The sequence below is a fragment of the Mesorhizobium escarrei genome (assembly GCF_935825525.1).
Lineage (GTDB): Bacteria > Pseudomonadota > Alphaproteobacteria > Rhizobiales > Rhizobiaceae > Mesorhizobium > Mesorhizobium escarrei.
The window spans coordinates 1-18,493 of record NZ_CAKXZT010000134.1 but is presented as its reverse complement, the minus strand read 5'-3'; the positions used below and the strand labels follow the sequence as shown (position 1 = coordinate 18,493).

The window sequence follows — 18,493 nt, the reverse complement described above, 5'->3', positions numbered from 1 at the left end:
GCTCCCTTTTTATTCAGTCGGCACCGCATCGGGTACGAGCGCTAGGGCGGCTCTCGCGCAATCGACGTCGTTTTGCACCGCGGGCGCCCCGCTTAGCCCAATCGCCCCGACAACTTCTCCGTTCACCTGAATGGGAAACCCCCCACCCCACGCCGCCACGCGCTTAAGCGTGGGGACACCGGCCAAAAGCGACGGGTCGCCTTGGATAAAGTTGAAAAAGTCCTGCGTGGAAACGCCGAACAGAGCTGTGTACGCCTTATTCTGCGCCATCTCGATGGAAAGGATCGGGGCCCCATCCATCCGGGTAAAGGCCTTGAGATTGCCGCCGTCATCGAGAATCGCTACGTTCTCGGCAACGCCAAGTTCTCTGGCTTTCGCCACCGCTTCATCCACCATTTTCTGTGCAAGCTCAGAAGAAATGCTGTGTTTCTTCACCACGTTAGCCATTGGACTTCCTCCTTCCAGTTGATATGCATCGCGCGTTGACCGGGCGTTGGCCGTAATAGTCGGCTCCCTTGCGCAATCCCGGTCAGGCGGCGCTGTGGCCGCCGTCGACGCTGAGGATATGGCCGGTGATGAACCGGGCTTCGTCCGACGCTATGAAGACGATGCCGTCAGCGACTTCCTCGGAAAGGCCGAGTCGGCCCAGCGGAACCTGCGCCACCAGGGCCGCCTTGTTCTCGGCGGTGCCGGTGAAGCGGGTCAGCATGCCGGTGTCGGTCGGACCAGGCGAGACCGCATTCACGCGAATGCCCGACGTGGCGACTTCGAGCGCCACCGACTTGGTGATGCCTTCGACGGCGTGTTTGGCGGCGACATAGATCGAGGCATAGGCCGCGCCCTTGTGCCCGTAGGTTGAGGAGATATTGATGATGCTGCCGCTCCCCCGGGCCTGCATGGCGCGCACTTCGTGCTTCATGCTCAGGACCACGCCGACGACGTTGGTGTCGAACGTCGCCGCAACGCTTTCCGCGGTTTGATCCGTGATCGGGCCGACCGCACCTTCGGTGGCGGCGTTGTTCACCGCGATATCAAGGCGGCCGAACCGTGCTATGGTCTTGTCGACCAGAGCGCGGACATCATCCTCCTTGCGGACGTCGGCGTTGATGAACTCAGCCTCCGAACCGAAAGAGCGCAGTTCCTTGGCGAGCGCCTCGCCGACTTCGTCACGACGACCCGAAACAACAACCTTCGCGCCCTTCTTGGCGAAGGCGACGGCGGTGGCGCGCCCGATGCCGGTCAGTCCACCGGTGATCAAAACAACTTGGGTGCTCATGGATCCAGTCCTTCAAGGTATGGCGTCGCGCATTGCGGAAGCCCGGGTCATTTTCAATGATCTGCAGGTAGGTTCTGCTGGCGCCGCCGAAAAAGACTTTGTAGGCTGGTCTCCATACTTCCAAGGCATGGGACGCTCATGGAGCTGAGACATCTTCGCTATTTCGTCGCCGTCGCCGAGGAGGGCAACCTGACGCTTGCGGCCAAGAAAAGGCTGCACACGGCGCAGCCTTCGCTCAGCCGCCAGATCCGCGATCTCGAATACGAGGTTGGCGTTCAGTTGATGAGCCGCAACGCGCACGGCATTGAACTGACCGCCGCCGGCAAGGCCTTTCTCGACCATGCCCGGCTGGCGTTGGCACAGGCCGATGCGGCGGTGGAAGCGGCGCGCAGGGCGGCACAGCCTGCCCGAAAAACGTTTGCCATCGGCTTCCAGACCGGTCAGGAGATGGTCTGGCTGCCGCGGGCCATGCATGTGCTGCGCGAGGAGCTGAAGAACATCCAGATCACAATCTCAAGCGACTATTCGCCAGAGCTCGCTGAAGCGCTCGTCCGCGGCCAGATCGACGTGGCCTTCCTGCGCTTCGAACCGACCTTCGACCTGTGCTACGAGGTCGTGGACCACGAGCCGCTGATCGTCCTGATGCCGAGCGACCATCGCCTTACCAGCCGCGATGCAATTCATCCGCGGGAACTGGCCAGTGAGATTTTCATCGGCGGTTCGAACAAGGCCACTGTATTGCGCGCCGTGACCGAGGATTATCTGCGCCGCTGCGGGCTCGACATAAAACTGGATCATGGGGTGGACAATTTGGCGATGGCCATGTCCCTGGTGGCGTCTACCCGTGGGTTGGCGCTTATGCCCGCCTATGCGAAGAATCTGCTGCCGTGGTCCGTCGTCAGCCGTCCGCTGGAGGGTGAAGCGCCAACGATCGATCTGGTTGTCGGCTACAGCAAGGCCAACGCATCGCCGACCCTCAAGCTGTTCCTTTCACGAATGGACGAACTGGTCGCTTGCGTATCGAGAAAGCTCGGCGACCACGCCGATGGAAGCGAGCGAAATGCAGGCTGAGGGACACATGGACTCCTTTGAGCGACCCTGACAGCGTCATGATTACCATTTCGAAGGTCCGCTATCCCGGTGCCGACTTGGCTACAGGAGTCTGCAAAGGGTCTGACCTTCGCATTCGCGAACGGTAAGGTCGCGCCAGCAGTTGCCGTCGGGCCGATGCTCAACGAACGGCGCGCGCGGAAGTCGATGATCCTTTGATCTTCGATGATGGCGCCATTGGATTCGATCGTAGAAAATGCCCTCAGCTCAGCGCCCGCAATCAATGCGTTTGCGAAGCGCTCTTCTTCAGTTGGGCGACGCGCGAAAGGAAGAGTCCAAGAATGGGCGAGGTGTTGGTCTTGTTGTAGCCGATGACGAGATCGGTCGTCGGCCGCTCGAGGCGAGCAATGAAGGTTTCGCCCCCACATGACTACCAGAAACAGGCCGAAATCGCTAGAACTTCGATGCGTGCGCACGCGTCGAACAAATTGACGTCCGTGCCTCCGCTCAGATTTGTGCCCTGCCGCCATCGACGAATAGTTCGATGCCCGTGACGAAACTGGAATCATCGGAGGCAAGGAATAGCGCGGCCTTGGCAATCTCCGCGGGAGAGCCCATGCGTCCCATCGGGATGGTGGATACGATCCGCGCAATAGCCTCGGGAGGCTGACGGTCCACCAGCGGTGTTTCGGTCGGGCCCGGGCTGAGGACGTTCGAGCGGATGCGGCGGTCCCTCAACTCGATGGTCCACGCGCGAACGAAATTGCGGATGGCGGCCTTGGTCGCGCCGTAAACCCAGAAAGCAGGCGTCCCTTTGGCGCTACCGACAGAGCCGGTGAGAATGATGGAGGCCCCGTCATTCAATAGCGGAAGAGCCTTCTGGACCGTGAACAGCGCTCCCTTCACATTGATGCTGAACAGCTTGTCGAAATGTTCCTCGGTGATACTGCCCAAAGCGGCAAACTCACCGAGGCCGGCATTGGCGAAGACAACATCGATTCGTCGCCCCTCTGCCTCGACGGTTTCGTAAAGCCGATCAAGGTCAGCCAACTTGGACACGTCCCCCTGGACGCCGGTAGCATTGGGTCCAATGGCTTCCACCGCCTCGCCTAGCTCCTTCTGGCGACGGCCCGTGACGAAGACGTAGGCGCCCTCTTCGACGAATAGCTTCGCTGCAGCGAAGCCTATTCCAGTGGTGCCACCGGTAATGACCGCCACTTTTCCCTGTAATTTACCCACAGTCGTTGTTCCTGTTGATGATGGAAGCTAGGCAAGCAATTTACTGGCGGCATTGACGAGGTCGCCCCTTAGATCAGCCGGTTTGTCCATCAGGCCGGTGGCGTACGCGCCGTTGATGAGCAGCGCGATCTGAGACGCAGTGCGGTTGGGATCACCCGCGCCAAGCTTGGCAACGATGGCCGCGAGCCTCGCCCGCAGTTCTTCCTTGTTGCCCCGGGCGACGACCCGGCCGGGATGGTTCTTGGCGGGAAACTCCGTCACGAGATTGAAGAACGGACAGCCGCGATAGGCGGGGCGCCCGATCCGCTCCGCGATTCCAGATAGCAACGCCTCCAACAAGGCGCGCGGATCATCGGCGTGCTGCTTTTCAATGCGATCCCAGCGCGCCCAGAACAACCGATCCTGTTCGGCAGCGAAGGCGGCGATCAAAGCGTCCTTGGAGTCAAACAAGCGATAGAGGCTCGTCTTCGACACGCCGGACCGCTCGACGACCGTGTCGACGCCGACGGCGCGGATGCCCTCGCGGTAGAACAACTCGCTTGCAGTCGCGAGAATGCGTTCGCGGGCGCTCACTTCGCCCTTTGGCGGGGCGCCCCGTCGGGGTCGGTCGCCTGCCTTCATTCCACTCACTCCGATTTGCTGGTTGACAAAGTGACAGACCTGTCCGTAACATTCAAGTGCCATACAGTTCAGTCACTTTATGGAGAATGGCGATGCGCGCGATTGAGGCAGAGACGTTCTCGGGCTACGGCGGGCTGCGAGAGGTCGAATTGCCCAAGCCGCGAGCGGCAAAGGATAGGGTGCTGATCCGTGTCACGGCCGCGGGCGTCACGCCGCTCGATCACACGATCCTGTCGGGTGGACATCCTCGGGCCAAGGCGCCGCTGGTGCTCGGCAATGAGGGTGCCGGTGTCATCGAGGACGCTGGCGAGTCCGGTCTCGCAGCGGGAAGCCGCGTGATGTTCACGGGACCCTATGGCGTTGGTGAGACTGGCACCTGGCAAGACTGGCTGCTGGTGAGACCTGAGCATCTGGCGCTCGTGCCCGACGCGATCGACGATGTCGTCGCGGCCAGCCTTCCAGTGGCCTACCTGACCGCGCAGGTCACGCTGGCGCAGGCCGAATTCAAACCAGACATGAGGGTGCTGGCTCCGGGGATCGGTGGATCGGTCGGCAACGCGACCTATCAACTCGCGCGGGCGCAGGGCGCCGGCAAGGTGATTTCGACGGCTGGCAGCGCTGCGAAAGCCGCCAAAGCGCGCGAGCTTGGCTTCGAAGACGTGGTCGACCTAACCGCAGAGGGCCTTGCCGAGGGCGTTCGCCGGATAACGGCCGGCAAGGGCGTCGATATCGTCATCGACAGCATCGGCGGGACCGTGACTAGTGAGGCGCTGAGCAGCCTTAGTCTCGGCGGTATCCTGATCACGTTGGGCTATTCCGCCGGACGCAAGACCACGATCGATGTGACGGACCTGATCTGGAAGCGTGCGCGGATGGCCGGCTTCTCCCTGTTCGCCCAAACGCCGACCTCGATCGCGGCGGCGTGGCGGGACGTCCTCCCACTGATGGTCAGCGGATCCGTCAAGCCGATCATCGAGCGGATCTGTCGCTTCAGCGAGGCGGGCGAAGCCTTACGTCATCTGATCGAGGATCGGCCTTTTGGCAAAGTCGTCTTGGCGGGGTGACCGACTGTGAAAATCGCGGTAATGGGTGCGGGTGCGGTGGGCTGCTACTACGGCGGCATGCTGGCACGTGCCGGACACGATGTGGTGCTAATTGGGCGCCCTCAACACGTCGAGGCGGTCGAGCGTCAGGGGCTCAGGCTCGAAACACAAACCTTCGACGAACGCATTCGCGTCTCTGCCAGCACTGAAGCGAGCGCGGTGCAGGGCGCGCAGCTCGTGCTCTTTTGCGTGAAGTCCACCGACACCGAAAGCGGTGCGGCTGCCATCCAGTCGCATCTTGTGCCGGATGCGTTGGTACTGTCGTTACAAAACGGCGTTGAGAACGCGGACCGGCTGCGCGCGCTGCTGCCACAGGAAGTGATAGCAGCCGCGGTCTATGTCGGGACCGAAATGGCCGGGCCGGGGCATGTCAGGCATCATGGCCGCGGCGAACTGGTCATCGAGCGGTCGAAGGCCAGCGATGATGTTGCGCGCGCGCTGATCGCAGCCGGCGTGCCGACCGATATCTCCGATAACGTCCGCGGCGCGTTATGGGCGAAGCTAATCACGAATTGCGCGTATAACGCGCTATCGGCGATTACCCAATTGCCCTACGGCCGGCTCGTGAAGGGTGAGGGCGTGACCGTTGTCCTGCGCGACCTCGTCGATGAATGCGTGGCCGTTGCGAAAGCGGATGGCGTGACGCTTCCGGGCGATCTCGATGCGGCCGTCCGCAAAATTGCCGAGACGGCGGCGGGCCAGTACTCATCGACCGCGCAGGATCTGGCGCGCGGCAAGCGCAGTGAGATCGATCATCTGAACGGCTTGATCGTGCGGCGCGGCGAAGCGTTGGGCATCGCGACGCCCGCCAACCGGCTGCTGCATTCGATCGTCAAGCTGATCGAGAGCAAGTAGCGGATCAATCGCTCCCGCTCGAAACCATCGCCTAAAACTGGGGTTGAATCATGAAACAGTTGAGCGAGCGCTACCTAGAAGATTTTGCAGTGGGGCAGACGTTCGGTTCCGGGCGGCTGCGCATCGACGGGGAACGGGCCCTCGCGTTCGCTGCCGAGTTCGATCCGCAGCCCTTCCATCTCGATGAGGCGGCGGCGCGTCGCTCGATTTTTGGTGAACTGACTGCCAGCGGCTGGCACACCGCTGCCGTGACGATGCGGCTGCTGGTTGAGACCGAACTCAAGCCGGCTGGCGGTCTCGTCGGCGCTGGTATCGACGAGTTCCGGTGGCCCCGGCCAGTGCGCCCCGGTGACGAGTTGCGCGTCGAGTGCGAGGTGATCGAGGTGCGACCGTCAAAGTCGCGTCCGGAGCAGGGCCTGATAAAGCTCCGAACGACCACCCTGAACCAGAATGACGAGACCGTGCTGGTGTATGTCGTAAACATGGTCGTGCAGCGGCGGAAGGATATTCGGCAGGAGTAACGATCCGCGCCGACAGCTGGACACGTGAAGCGAGGCGGGGCGTTCCGGTTCGAGGTTTAGCTACCAAACGCTCTCATTGTGGGCGGCCAGAACCGACGCGGTCGCCCGGAGGCGCGAGAACCTCAGCTCTTCATGCCTGCTCAGAGCCTGTCAGGACACAAACCAGGACTCTTTCGATGTACAGAGCTTCCATTCCTGTGTTTCTCCGCGGACTAGACGTTCTGTCGGTGTTGCTGGACCGGGCCGACGTCCATGCCTCGGCGCGCGGTTTTGATGTCGGCATCCTGGCGGCCGCCCGGCTTGCGCCGGACATGTTGCCATTCACCGGCCAGATCCAACGCGCGAGTGACACAGCGAAGTTTGCCGCAGGGCGACTGACCGGTCTTCCATCACCTCGCTTCGCAGACACCGAACTCACGCTCGACGAGTTGCGGCAACGGATCGACGTGACCGCAGACTATCTCAAGACGTTCCGACCGGAGCAGTTCGACGGGAGTGAGGCGCGAACGATTTCATACAATGCCGGCGGCGCTCCGCGGCAGTCGGGCGGACAGGACTATCTCCTGAATTTCGCCTTGCCGAACTTCTATTTCCATGTGGCAACGGCGCACGACATCCTCCGTCACAACGGAGTTCCCATCGGCAAACGCGAATATCTCGGCTTCGGCCGGGAGTGAAGCGGCACCGGCTGTACGCCAGCGTGTCAAGGCCGCTCTTACCGTCTCCGTCCTCCGAAAGAACTCAGGAGTGCATCCGGGACAAGCCCGGTCGTGAAGCCGCGAGCATTGGGATATTGGGTCGCGTGCCACGAATGGTTCACCCACGGCGTGCGGGCAAGCAGATATTTCCCTATGATCCGGGTATAAAGATCCAGCGCGGAAAAGGTGTCGCGCCAAGGACATACGGAATGTCCGGCCATCTTGCCTGGATGCGCACGTTCATGGGTGACCTGCTACTCATGCCACGACCTCCGCGCGCGCGTTTCGCCGGATTGCCTGGGGAGGCTGGCCGAAGGCGCGCAGGAACGCACGACGCATGCGGTCGGGATCGGCAAAACCCGTTTGCCGAGCGATGACGTCGATGGGATGGCGACTCTGCTCCATCATCAGCCGGGCAGCCTCGACCCGCAGGTTCTCGATAGCCTTGGCCGGCGATTGGCCGGTCTCGGCGCGAAATGCGCGGCTGAACTGGCGCGGGCTGAGATGCGCGGCTTCGGCGAGTTGTCCAACCGCCAGCGGCTTATCGATATTGCGCTTGGCATAGGTCAGCGCGCTCTGGATTCGGTCGGATTTGGGCTCCAACTCCAGCAGTGCTGAAAACTGTGACTGGCCACCTGCACGCCGGTGATAGACGACCAGCTTCCTGGCCACGGACCTGGCAACGTCCGCACCCAGATCCTGCTCGATCATGGCCAGGGCGAGGTCGATACCGGCAGTCATCCCGGCCGAGGTCCACACTTGGCCGTCGACGATGAAGATGCGGTCTTCCTCGACATTCACCTTTGGGAATCGGGCCTGCAATTCACGCGCGCGGTTCCAGTGGGTGGTCGCGCGTCGGCCGTCAAGCAGGCCTGCTTCTGCCAGAACGAACGCTCCGACGCACGTCGCGGCGACCCGCCTGGATCGTCCCAGGGCATGACGCAGAAAATCGATCACGCCCGGCGTCAACGACCCGGCTACGGCGCTGCCGCCGATGATCAGTGTGTCGAAATTGGTATCGTCGAAGGGTTCCGTCGCGACGCTGACGCCGATGGAGTTGCGAACGGACCCGCCGGTCTCCGAAAGCAAATGCAAATCATAGACCGCCTGGCCCATTTCCTTGTTCGCGAATTCGAAGACCGAGAGCACGGCCACGCTCATCATCTGGAAGCCGGTCAAGACGATGAAACCGATGCGCTGCATGGCTCTATCTCTACATGTCCTAAAACGTCGGTTTTATGACATTTGAGACAGACGATTGCAAGGCTAGTCTCTTACCCGAAAGCACAGCCCGTCCCGGACAAACGAGACGAAGAGCGAGCGCCGCCACGGCATCGAGGCGGCGCGAGGTCCAACTCGCGGGTGGCGGAAGTCCCGCGCAAATAACCAGGAGCTAGCCATGGCCACCACGATCAAGGTCAACGGCGTCGATCGGGCAGTCGACGTCGACGACGACACGCCGCTCTTATGGGTGTTGCGCGACGTGCTCGGCATGACCGGCACGAAGTTCGGCTGCGGCGTGGCGCTTTGCGGCGCCTGCACCGTGCATGTCGACGGCATCGCCACCCGTTCCTGCATCACCCCTGTCGACAGCATCGGCGCCTCAGAGATCACGACGATCGAGGCGATCGGCGCGACGGCGGCCGGCGCCAGCATCCAGAAGGCCTGGCTTGACCGGGAGGTCGTTCAATGCGGCTACTGCCAGTCGGGGCAGATCATGTCCGCTTCGGCGCTAATCGCGAGCAACCCGCATCCGACGGATGCCGACATCGACGAGGCGATGTCCGGCAACATCTGCCGCTGCGGGACCTATGTCCGCATTCGCGAAGCGATCAAGCAGGTCGCACAATCGAATGGGCAGGGAGGCTGATCATGATCCTCGACAACCTCATTTCCTCAGCAGCCGACTCTGGCCGATCGCCATCAGCGAACGGTTTCTCCCGGCGCAGTTTCCTGCAGGCAGGAGCGGCAGCGGGCGGAGGCCTGGTGCTGAGTTTGAGCTTGCCGTTCGCAAACGGCGAGGCCCAGGCGGCCGACGCCGACGGCTTCACGCCCAACGCCTTCATTCGCATCGAAGGCGACGGGCAGATCGTCCTGACCATGCCCTATGTCGAGATGGGCCAGGGCACCTATACCGCCATCCCGATGCTGATCGCCGAAGAGCTGGAGGTGGATCTGAAACAGGTGCAGCTGGAGCATGCTCCGCCCAACGAAAAGCTCTACGGGAATCCTTTGCTGGGCGGCTTGCAGGCAACAGGAAACTCGAACGCGGTACGCGCGGCATGGGAGCCGATGCGGCAGGCCGGTGCGACTGCCAGAACCATGCTCGTATCGGCGGCGGCGAAGCGCTGGAATGTCGATCCGGGGTCCTGCCGCGCGCAAAGCGGTGAAGTACTTCACACGCCGACGGGGAAAAGCGCCAAATACGGCGAGCTTGCCGCCGAGGCCGCCCGCATGCCCGTGCCCGAAAGCGTGGCGCTCAAGCGGCCCGAGGATTTCAAGCTCATCGGCACCCCCGCCAAGCGTCTGGACACGCCGGCCAAGGTCGACGGCACGGCCGTCTATGGCATCGACGTCCGTCCGCCGGGCGTGAAGATCGCGACGCTTGCACAATCGCCGGTCTTCGGCGGGAGCGTGAAGAGCGTCGACGATGCTGCGGCCAAGGCCATCAGGGGCGTGCGTCAGATCGTGCGGCTCGACGACGCCGTCGCCGTCGTGGCCGACCATATGGGGGCTGCGAAGAAAGGGCTCGAGGCCCTGGTGATTGAATGGGACGACGGTCCGCACGCCAGGCTGAACACGGAAGAGATCGTGGCCGAGCTCGAAGAGGCGACGCTGAATTCGGGGGCGGTTGCGCAGAATGTCGGTGACGCCATCAAGGCAATGGAAAGCGCCGCCACCAAGGTCGAGGCGACCTACCAGGTTCCGTTCCTCGCGCATGCGGCAATGGAGCCCATGAATTGCACTGTTCACGTCCGCGAAGATTCCTGCGAGGTCTGGGTCGGCAGCCAGGTCGTGGCGAGAGCCCAGGCGGCAGCGGCGGAGGTTACCGGCCTGCCGTTGGACAAGGTCGTGGTCCACAATCACCTGATCGGTGGCGGGTTTGGAAGGAGGCTGGAGATCGATGGCGTCACACGCGCCGTCCAGGTCGCCAAACACGTCGATGGTCCAGTTAAGGTCGTGTGGACGCGCGAGGAAGACATCCAACACGACATGTACCGGCCCGCTTTCTTCGACCGGATATCGGCCGGTCTCGACGAGAAAGGAATGCCGGTCGCCTGGAACAATCGCTTCGCTGGTTCCTCGATCATCGCTAGATGGGGTCCTCCGTTTTTTAACAATGGTCTCGACCCCGATACTACCGAGGGGGCAATCAATCTCGCCTACGCCCTCCCGAACATGCATATCGAGTATTTGCGCGTGGAACCTCCAGGCATTCCGACTGCGTTCTGGCGCAGTGTCGGGCCGTCGCACAATGTCTTCGTGACCGAAAGCTTCATGGACGAACTGGCGGCGGCGGCGAAGCAAGACCCTGTCGCCTATCGGCTGGCGCTCCTCGAAGGGGCGCCCCGCGCCAAGGCCGTGCTCGAGCTTGCCGCAGAAAAGGCCGACTGGGGGCAGCCGCTGCCTCCAGGGGTAGGCCGTGGTGTCTCGCTCCAGTTTGTCTTCGCCACCTACTTGGCGCAGGTCGCCGAGGTCGAGGTGTCGAAGGAAGGAGCGGTTCGCGTCCGCCGCGTCGTCTGCGCGGTCGATTGCGGGACGGTCGTCAATCGCGATACGGTCCAGGCGCAGATCCAGAGCGCGATCATGTTCGGGATCACGGCTGCGCTCTATGGCGAGATCACGCTGAAGGACGGACGTGTCGAGCAAGCCAATTTCGACACGTACCAACTTCTCCGCATGGATGAGGTGCCGGCCATCGAGGTGCACATCGTCCAGAGCTTCGAGCCGCCTGGCGGAATGGGCGAGGCCGGGACTTCGGCGATTGTCCCCGCAGTGACCAACGCGATCTTTGCGGCAACTCGCAAGCGCCTGCGCAAACTGCCGATCGACACCGTGGCGTTGAAGCAGTCTTTGTGAACGGAACGAGCTCGGCTTCGATGCCGTGGTTGATCACCGGTCCGAAGGGCTCGCGGAAAAGCTGGCCGAAGTCTGCCCGCACGGCATCGACGTCTATTTCGAAAATGTTGGCGGCACGATCTGGCAGGCGGTTTTACCGCTGCTCAACCGCGTCGTGCGGATACCGATGTGCGGCGTCATCGCCCATTACAATGGCGGCGGCGCCGAGCAGGATCTTCTACCCGCGACGATGCTGGCGATTGTGCGCCGCAGCCTGGTGCGGCGCGGCTACATCAACACCGAATTCTTCGACGAGCACTACGATGCCTTCCTGCGGGAGATCGGCCCGAGAGTTCGCGCCGGCAATATTCGCTATCGCGAAGACATCGTCGACGGCCTTGAGAAGGCCCGGAGGCTTTCATCGGCATGCTGGCCAGCCGGAACTTCAGCAAAGCGCTCGTTCGCCTTTCGTAATGCCAGGTCCTTCACGATAGGTTGGTCACGCGCGGATAACCTCGCCCCGGAGAATCCCATGATGCCCAGACAAGAACGCTACAACCTCGCCGTTCTGGACGACTACCAGAACGTCGCCCTTTCGCTTGCGGATTGGTCGGTTCTCGACGGCCGGGCGTCGGTCACCGTGTTCAACGACCATCTGGCCGATGCAGACGCGGTGGTCGAGCGGCTGCAACCATTCGACATCGTGTGTGTGATGCGAGAGCGCACGCCCCTCACGCGGACCATCATCGAGCGGCTGCCGAGGCTTCGTCTCATCGCCTCCACGGCATTCCGCAACGCCTCGATCGACGTTAAAGCGGCGGAAGAACGCGGCATTCCGGTCGTTCATACCAGCTACACCTCGGCACCGACCATCGAACTGACCTGGGCTCTCATCCTCGCCAGCGCCCGCAACCTGGTCGCCGAGAACACCTCACTGCGCAGCGGTGGTTGGCAGCGATCCATCGGTGATGATATGGCCGGGCGAACCCTGGGCGTTCTCGGTCTTGGCAATGTCGGTGGCGCCGTGGCGCAGATCGGCAAGGCATTCGGCATGAACGTCACTGCCTGGAGTCAGCACCTGACGGCCGAGCGCGCAGCGGAAGTAGGTGCCGAGTTGGTTTCCAAGGAGGAATTGTTTGGCCGGGCGGATGTCGTCTCTGTCCACCTCGTCCTCAGCGGCCGGACACGCGGCCTCGTCGGCGCTTCTGAACTCGCGCTCATGAAACCCACAGCCCGACTGGTGAACACGTCACGCGGACCGATCGTGATCGAGGCGGATCTCATTGCGGCGCTTAAAGCACAGAACATTGCCGGCGCGGCCATCGATGTCTTCGACCAGGAGCCGTTACCGCTCGACCATCCGTTCCGTACGCTGCCGAATCTGCTGGCCACGCCACACATCGGCTACGTCTCGCGCGGCCTTTACTCCCGCTTCTATCGGGACACCGTGAAGAATATTCGCCGTTGGCTCGACGGCCAGGCAGCCGGCTGAGGCGTCCTGCGGGATATGCGAAGCAGGACATCATGCTTGGTCCCCGCTTAAGCGAATGGACGACACTCAATTGGATGGAATGACGCGCCCGAAGAGATTCGAACTCCTGACCCCCAGATTCGCAGTTAGGCGCTTTTAAGCGTGTCAACGCACCCGCCGCGATTCGAACGCGGGGCCCTCGCCTTCGGAGGGCAGTTCTCGCGCTGGTACCGCCTTTGGCCGACGTTCAGGTCCCAAGCGCACTATTTGCGAAGACGGAAATCGGCTGAGTACATCCGCGATGGGGCTAAAGAGCGGACGCGATCCTACTCGAAATCAAAACGGCAGCGGTAGCGCAAGCCGTCCGATTTGTACGCTGCGGCACGCCAGGGCGGCACACACAGACAAACGCGCTTTACACCACAGTCAAACGCGGCTCAGATTGTCGAAATAGTTTGGAGCGCGCGAGGAAATGGATGTGGCGACTAATGGATACACAAAAGCGGTGGACGGAATGGCCCGCCGAAACTACGCTATTGCCGCCGTTTCCCCTCTACTCCCACTCGATTATTTCAACTCATCATAACACATTGATTTCACAAGGCAATTTATTTTCGGCAGCCACATTTGCCGTCAGATATACCGTCAAAATTTTCGACTGTTAATTCATTGAGGAATTTCAGATTTTCGCGAAATCTGGGATTTCGGTGACTATCGACCACAATCGGTCGAATTTTTTCAGCCGCCGGTTGCGGGCATCCCTTCGCGCCGGCAGAAAAGTACCGTCAGGGCGTTGTCACCCGACAGCGCGCCACTCGCAATAGCTTGAGCATTCCAACGTCTTCCTGACCCATCCATGGCGGTCGACCATGCGAGCCGGTCAATCCGGCACTCACGTGGCAGAGAACCTTCACAATTCCGCACCATTTGGAAGGCCGCACCGGCGGCAGCCCTGAACCCGTCTCGAAAAGTACCGTCGCTCAATCCACCACGGTGACAAGGTGGATACCATTGAGTCGGGAGCTTGCCGCAGCGTGGACAGCCGCTCGCAGGTTATCCGTGCCCAAAGTCGAGCCCCTCATCGATCGGCCTCCACTGCCGCGAAAGCGTGTGGCATCAGGAATTCACCTATATCTCCCACAACGTTGGCGAGCTCACCGGGTTGGTGCGCAACGTTTTCGATGAACGCGCGCCATTGCCGCTGCTTTTGTTCATCGGCTGCGAAGGACGGTGTCAGCGCATCCGGTAGGTCCTCAGGAATTGCTGTCCCGCGCCGCGCGAAGGTGGCGGCAATTGCCCGCGCCAGTCTGTCGTCATCAAAAGCGAACGACCTGCTGAGAATCCAGATGTCGTAGAAGTCCTTCATCCGGCTATTGGCCCGCCGCAGCGCCACCATCGCTTGGAATTTCTCGGCAATGACCGTCTCTCGCGCATAGCCCCGAAGCCGGGGCATGGGAAAATCCAGCATGGACGGATAAGTCCAGTTCTTCGGCACCAGGCTCCAGCGCATCGCCAAAGCCGATGTCGATCGTCAGGCTGATCCGGGCGCCGCTGATCGAGGCCGTCGTCCGCAGCCTGAGGCCGCCATATTCCAGTTCCTCGCGAATGCGGTCGACGCGAAGTGCGTCAGCGTCGAACTCGACGCCATCGCCGGCGTCCTGCGCCAGGATCTCCCGAAACGTTGCCAGCATCGGCTCCGGGCTCGGATCGCCAAAACCCAGTAGGTCAAGGTCGCGCGTGCCGCGGTGCGGATCATCGAACCAGCTCATCATCAGCATCGCACCCTTCAGCACGAAACGGTCGGCGTGGGTGACTGACTGAGCCGAAAGAGCAGCCGCTCGAGAGCGAAGCGCGTCAGAACCAGGTCGAAGCTCTGGCCACTTGCCCTGGCGAGTTGCAGCAGGCGTGCGCGCACCGAGGCGCCGATGTTCTTGATCTCCTTAGCCATTGGCAGTCAGCGCCTCGAGATACGGCCGGATGACCGTGGCGACACCGCCACGCTCAGCCTGTCTGGCAATTTCACCTGCCGTGGTCTTACGCTGGCGAAGCGCTTCCCGGAGGCCCTCGATTGCCACCGACAGGCCGATCTTGTTCCGGTATCGGAAGCAATCGGCAATCGTCTTGGCGACGCCGAAGACCTTTACCGGCACGCCCTCGACGAGGTGGGTTTCGACCCCCTCCCCGAGCAGGCGATCAGTGAAACGCACCACCCGTATCGGCGTACCATCGGCCTTAGGGGGCCAATCTTTCTGCCTGATGGCAATCCATATCTGCCTCGGAAGCTGATCGGTAAGTTCATGGAACGCCAGTGCTGAGACGAGGCAAACCACGCCCTTCGGAACACGTTTTGCGGCCTCGGCGAGACTGTGGTGAGCGTCGAGCGTTGCATCGGAGAGTTGGTAAAGCCCTCGCGCGAGCCGAAGCACCTCGCCATCCCGTTCCATGCGGCTGATGGTGGCGGCTGTTACGCCCGCATCGCGCAGCTCCGCCAGACGCGCGATTCCGCGCACAGTCAGGAGGGCGTGGGCAATTTGGCGCTGGGTGGTGGGTTCAGGCACGATATGAAAGCTCGGATTCTCAAGTCTATTCTCCGAGACTTTGTATCACCCTTCCTGCTCCCGGGAAAGACGCCCTACTCCCGAAAACTTCTTTGCGACTGTCCTAACGCGCGCCCGGTATCTGTCCTTCTTCCCAACCACAGGAGGATAGACATGACTACGAAGAAACCAAGTCGGGTGCGCATTCTGATGATGCCATATCAAGAGGACGACGACAGCGACCGGCAGGCTACTCCGGTCCCGCAACGGTGCTGACGGGCCTGCCGCGGACCATCAGGCGGCATGAACTCAGGCTGATCGTCCCGCTCGCCGACAGCACGATCTATGGGATGGAGAAACGAGGCGAGTTTCCGCGCCGCTTCAATCTTACGCCCCGCTGCGTGGTGTGGGATCTGGAAGAGGTGGAGGCGTGGCTCGAACAGCGCCGCCAGACATACTTGGCCGGGCGCGCGAAGGTTGCTCCTGGCCCTGACGTCCGTCACCGGAAAGCCCGGCCGGTGAAAGCGCAGGAAGCGGACATCTAGCCGCAGCAGTTGGAAGCTATCGCACTATTCAAGCGCGGCAGCTTCCAACTCTAACCGGGCGTGGTGTAGCGATCATGCGCCACTTAGCATAGGGTCCGATCACCTCGGTGTGTGTTCCTAAGTTTCCTCAATCAAAAGCCTTCCAGCACGATCTTTCCTTTGGAACGTCCGCTTTCGATCAGGGCGTGGGCCTGTTTCAGGTTGGCCGGATCGATGGGCCGCAGCACCTGGTTCAGCGTGGATCGGATCTTGCCTTCATCGACCACCCTCGCCACCTCGTCGAGCAGTCTGCCTTGATGGTCCATGTCGGGCGTCTGGAAGATCGAGCGGGTGAACATCAGTTCCCAGTGGATCGAGACCGACTTGCGTTTGAATGGCAGGATGTTGAGCGCCTTGGGATCGTCGATCAGCCCGAACCGGCCCTGCGGCGCGATGAGTTCCACGATCTGATCGAGATGACGGTCCGTTTCGGTCGTTGAGAACACAAAGGCCGGCGCACCGAGCCCGAGTGCCGCCACCTGTTCCGCGATCGGCTTGTTGTGATCGATGACATGGTGGGCGCCAAGTTCGGTCACCCAGTCCCTGGTCTCGGGACGCGAGGCGGTGGCGATAACGGTGACATCCGAGATGGCCCGGGCGAGTTGGATGGCGATCGAGCCAACGCCACCCGCGCCGCCGAGGATGACGATCGCGTTGGCGCCACCCGGGACGGGCCGCCGAATGTCGAGCCGATCAAAAAGCATCTCCCAGGCGGTGATCGCGGTCAGCGGCAGCGCCGCCGCCTCGACGGTTGACAGCGTTGCCGGCTTGTGGCCCACGATGCGTTCGTCCACGAGGTGGAACTGGCTGTTGGCGCCTGGCCGGGAGATCGAACCGGCATAATAGACCGCGTCGCCATGTCTTAGGCGGGTCGCCTTCTCCCGCACCTCCACGACGCGTCCGGCGGCATCCCAACCCAGCACTTTCCATTCTCCCGGAACAGGCGAAACGCCCTGCCTCACCTTGGCATCGACCGGATTCACCGAGATTGCCTCAACCTCGACCAGCACGTCATGGCCGCAGGCAACGGGGCGTGGCAGGTCGACAAGCTCGAGTGCGTCCGCACGGTCGATGCCGCCGGCAGTCCTGTATCCGATCGCTTTCATGTTCTGCTCCTGTCGTCGATTGATCTAAACGGAACCTGTGCGTATAGTCGATGTTGTTCAATACGCACAAACACCGCTCATAGTGTCAGAAAGGATACTTTTATGGCCAAGGTCAGGTATTCCCGTTTCGATTGCACGCCCGGCTGCGCGGTCGAGGCGGCGATTGGGCTGATCGACGGAAAATGGAAGTCGATCGTGTTATTTCACCTTCTTTCCGGCACGCTGCGCTTCAACGAAATCCGCCGCCACATCGCCAGCGTCACGCCTCGCATGTTGACCAACCAGCTGCGCGAGCTGGAGGAGGACGGGTTGATCGCGCGCAAGGTGTACGCGCAGGTTCCCCCCAAGGTGGAATACAGCCTGTCGCCGCTCGGCCGCAGCATGGAGCCCATCCTTCTCGCCCTTAAGGATTGGGGCGACGCGAATATCGACCTCTACGGCAAGCCGCATACGCGCCAGAACGCCTGCGCGGCATGATTGGTGCGATCGGCAATTAAGAGCAGGCAGTTGATTTTGACGAGAATTGGTGGGTAGCCGGCCAAGTCGAAACAGGGAGGGCATAATGGGAGCAATGAATCTTGAGATCGATCTGCTGCGCTGCTTCGTCGCCGTGGCGGACACCGGCAGCTTCACGCTGGCAGGCGATGTTGTGGGCCGTACGCAATCGGCGGTCAGCCAGAGGGTGAAACGGCTGGAGGATATGGTGCAGCGACAGCTTTTTCTGCGCGACAGCAGGGCCTTGTCGCTGACACGCGACGGCGAAATCCTGCTGGGGCACGCGCGGCAAATGCTGACCTTCAATGACGCTACGGTGAGAAACTTCGCGCCGCGCGGCGAACAGACCCGAGTTCGCCTGGGCATCGCCGACGACTTCATCCCTCATCACCTGGTTGCGCTGCTGGAGGAGTTCCGCCGCAGGCACGTTGGCCTCGAGGTCGATGTGCAGACCGGAATGAGCTGTGGACTGAATCGCGCATTTGATGCCGGCGAGATTGACCTGGTGTTCGCCAAGAAAGACGGCGAGGCGCAGCGCGGCCGGGTCATATGGCGTGAGCCTCTGAGCTGGATCACGTGCGAGGGCTTCAACTATGAGACGGACGAGCCCCTGCCTTTGGTTCTTCTGCCACCGCCGTGCGTCTACCGCGCCATCGCGATCGACACGCTCGACAAGAGCGGCCGTGCTTTCCGGATTGCCTGCACCGCTGAAAGCATCATGGGTGTCCAGGCTGCCGTCGAGTGTGGCATGGGCGTTACCGTTCTCGGGCGTTCGTTCGCGCGCTCCGGTCTGGTGTTGCTTTCCGCCCCCGGTTGCCTGCCGATACTGCCTTACACCGAAATAACCATGCTCGGCTGTCAATCGGCCCACAATAGGG

The 18,493-nt window shown here is 61.8% G+C and carries 19 protein-coding genes and 1 pseudogene; 11 read left to right on the top strand and 9 right to left on the bottom strand.

Annotated features, from left to right (window positions below):
- Window positions 1–9 precede the first annotated feature (9 nt).
- Together NMG80_RS19630 and NMG80_RS19625 are read right to left on the bottom strand one after the other, a co-directional pair.
- Window positions 10–447: a GlcG/HbpS family heme-binding protein gene (locus NMG80_RS19630; protein ID WP_254019622.1), complete on the bottom strand. Its 438-nt coding sequence runs from the start codon at window positions 445–447 to the stop codon at window positions 10–12.
- 82 nt (window positions 448–529) lie between these two features.
- A complete protein-coding gene (locus tag NMG80_RS19625; RefSeq protein ID WP_254019621.1) occupies window positions 530–1,276 on the bottom strand; it encodes an SDR family NAD(P)-dependent oxidoreductase in 747 nt (248 codons plus the stop codon).
- A gap of 138 nt (window positions 1,277–1,414) precedes the next feature.
- Between NMG80_RS19625 and NMG80_RS19620 the strand changes: the two genes are divergently transcribed.
- Window positions 1,415–2,347, top strand: a complete 933-nt coding sequence (locus NMG80_RS19620; protein ID WP_254019620.1) for a LysR substrate-binding domain-containing protein — start codon at window positions 1,415–1,417, stop codon at window positions 2,345–2,347.
- Window positions 2,348–2,833: 486 nt separating this feature from the next.
- On the opposite strand, the gene NMG80_RS19615 is transcribed toward NMG80_RS19620, so the two are convergent.
- Both NMG80_RS19615 and NMG80_RS19610 read right to left on the bottom strand, forming a co-directional pair.
- Window positions 2,834–3,565 (bottom strand): SDR family oxidoreductase, encoded by a 732-nt coding sequence (locus NMG80_RS19615; RefSeq protein WP_254019619.1) that lies wholly within the window; start codon window positions 3,563–3,565, stop codon window positions 2,834–2,836.
- Window positions 3,566–3,592: 27 nt separating this feature from the next.
- Window positions 3,593–4,186, bottom strand: a complete 594-nt coding sequence (locus NMG80_RS19610) for a TetR/AcrR family transcriptional regulator (protein ID WP_254019618.1) — start codon at window positions 4,184–4,186, stop codon at window positions 3,593–3,595.
- A gap of 92 nt (window positions 4,187–4,278) precedes the next feature.
- On the opposite strand from NMG80_RS19610, the gene NMG80_RS19605 reads away from it, so the two are divergent.
- The 4 genes from NMG80_RS19605 to NMG80_RS19590 all read left to right on the top strand — a co-directional run bounded on the left by NMG80_RS19605 (window position 4,279) and on the right by NMG80_RS19590 (window position 7,342).
- Window positions 4,279–5,250 carry a quinone oxidoreductase family protein gene (locus NMG80_RS19605; protein ID WP_254019617.1) on the top strand — a complete coding sequence of 324 codons (972 nt, stop codon included), beginning with the start codon at window positions 4,279–4,281 and terminating at the stop codon, window positions 5,248–5,250.
- Between the two features lie 6 nt (window positions 5,251–5,256).
- Window positions 5,257–6,144, top strand: coding sequence for a ketopantoate reductase family protein (locus NMG80_RS19600; protein WP_254019616.1), 888 nt, complete (start codon window positions 5,257–5,259; stop codon window positions 6,142–6,144).
- A 50-nt stretch (window positions 6,145–6,194) separates the two neighbouring features.
- On the top strand, window positions 6,195–6,665 hold the full coding sequence (locus NMG80_RS19595; RefSeq protein WP_436798639.1) for a MaoC family dehydratase: 471 nt from the start codon (window positions 6,195–6,197) through the stop codon (window positions 6,663–6,665).
- Between the two features lie 176 nt (window positions 6,666–6,841).
- Window positions 6,842–7,342, top strand: coding sequence for a DUF1993 domain-containing protein (locus NMG80_RS19590; protein WP_254019615.1), 501 nt, complete (start codon window positions 6,842–6,844; stop codon window positions 7,340–7,342).
- Window positions 7,343–7,380: 38 nt separating this feature from the next.
- Here NMG80_RS19590 and NMG80_RS19585 read toward each other — a convergent pair whose 3' ends face one another.
- On the bottom strand, window positions 7,381–7,584 hold the full coding sequence (locus NMG80_RS19585) for a DUF5996 family protein (protein ID WP_367185976.1): 204 nt from the start codon (window positions 7,582–7,584) through the stop codon (window positions 7,381–7,383).
- A 37-nt stretch (window positions 7,585–7,621) separates the two neighbouring features.
- Window positions 7,622–8,566 carry a GlxA family transcriptional regulator gene (locus NMG80_RS19580; RefSeq protein ID WP_254019614.1) on the bottom strand — a complete coding sequence of 315 codons (945 nt, stop codon included), beginning with the start codon at window positions 8,564–8,566 and terminating at the stop codon, window positions 7,622–7,624.
- Window positions 8,567–8,762: 196 nt separating this feature from the next.
- On the opposite strand from NMG80_RS19580, the gene NMG80_RS19575 reads away from it, so the two are divergent.
- From NMG80_RS19575 to NMG80_RS19565, 3 genes are all read left to right on the top strand, one after another.
- The gene (locus NMG80_RS19575) at window positions 8,763–9,233 is read left to right on the top strand and encodes a (2Fe-2S)-binding protein (RefSeq protein ID WP_254019613.1); all 471 of its coding nucleotides are present in this window, start codon (window positions 8,763–8,765) and stop codon (window positions 9,231–9,233) included.
- A 2-nt stretch (window positions 9,234–9,235) separates the two neighbouring features.
- Window positions 9,236–11,443 carry a xanthine dehydrogenase family protein molybdopterin-binding subunit gene (locus NMG80_RS19570; protein ID WP_254019612.1) on the top strand — a complete coding sequence of 736 codons (2,208 nt, stop codon included), beginning with the start codon at window positions 9,236–9,238 and terminating at the stop codon, window positions 11,441–11,443.
- 166 nt (window positions 11,444–11,609) lie between these two features.
- On the top strand, window positions 11,610–12,914 hold the full coding sequence (locus NMG80_RS19565) for an NAD(P)-dependent oxidoreductase (RefSeq protein ID WP_367185975.1): 1,305 nt from the start codon (window positions 11,610–11,612) through the stop codon (window positions 12,912–12,914).
- A gap of 1,057 nt (window positions 12,915–13,971) precedes the next feature.
- On the opposite strand, the pseudogene NMG80_RS19560 reads toward NMG80_RS19565, so the two are convergent.
- Together NMG80_RS19560 and NMG80_RS19555 are read right to left on the bottom strand one after the other, a co-directional pair.
- Window positions 13,972–14,841: pseudogene (locus NMG80_RS19560) on the bottom strand (nucleotidyl transferase AbiEii/AbiGii toxin family protein).
- A complete protein-coding gene (locus NMG80_RS19555) occupies window positions 14,834–15,451 on the bottom strand; it encodes a type IV toxin-antitoxin system AbiEi family antitoxin domain-containing protein (protein WP_254019611.1) in 618 nt (205 codons plus the stop codon). Before NMG80_RS19555 ends, NMG80_RS19560 begins: the two are co-directional and overlap by 8 nt.
- 248 nt (window positions 15,452–15,699) lie before the next feature.
- Between NMG80_RS19555 and NMG80_RS19550 the strand changes: the two genes are divergently transcribed.
- Window positions 15,700–15,975 (top strand): helix-turn-helix transcriptional regulator, encoded by a 276-nt coding sequence (locus tag NMG80_RS19550; protein WP_254019610.1) that lies wholly within the window; start codon window positions 15,700–15,702, stop codon window positions 15,973–15,975.
- Window positions 15,976–16,106: 131 nt separating this feature from the next.
- Here NMG80_RS19550 and NMG80_RS19545 read toward each other — a convergent pair whose 3' ends face one another.
- Complete coding sequence (locus NMG80_RS19545) at window positions 16,107–17,120, bottom strand: zinc-binding alcohol dehydrogenase family protein (RefSeq protein WP_254019609.1); 1,014 nt, start codon at window positions 17,118–17,120, stop codon at window positions 16,107–16,109.
- 102 nt (window positions 17,121–17,222) lie between these two features.
- On the opposite strand from NMG80_RS19545, the gene NMG80_RS19540 reads away from it, so the two are divergent.
- Both NMG80_RS19540 and NMG80_RS19535 read left to right on the top strand, forming a co-directional pair.
- Window positions 17,223–17,597 (top strand): winged helix-turn-helix transcriptional regulator, encoded by a 375-nt coding sequence (locus NMG80_RS19540; protein WP_254019608.1) that lies wholly within the window; start codon window positions 17,223–17,225, stop codon window positions 17,595–17,597.
- 94 nt (window positions 17,598–17,691) lie between these two features.
- The coding region (locus NMG80_RS19535) for a LysR substrate-binding domain-containing protein (protein ID WP_254019607.1) at window positions 17,692–18,493 on the top strand (802 nt) is incomplete at its 3' end.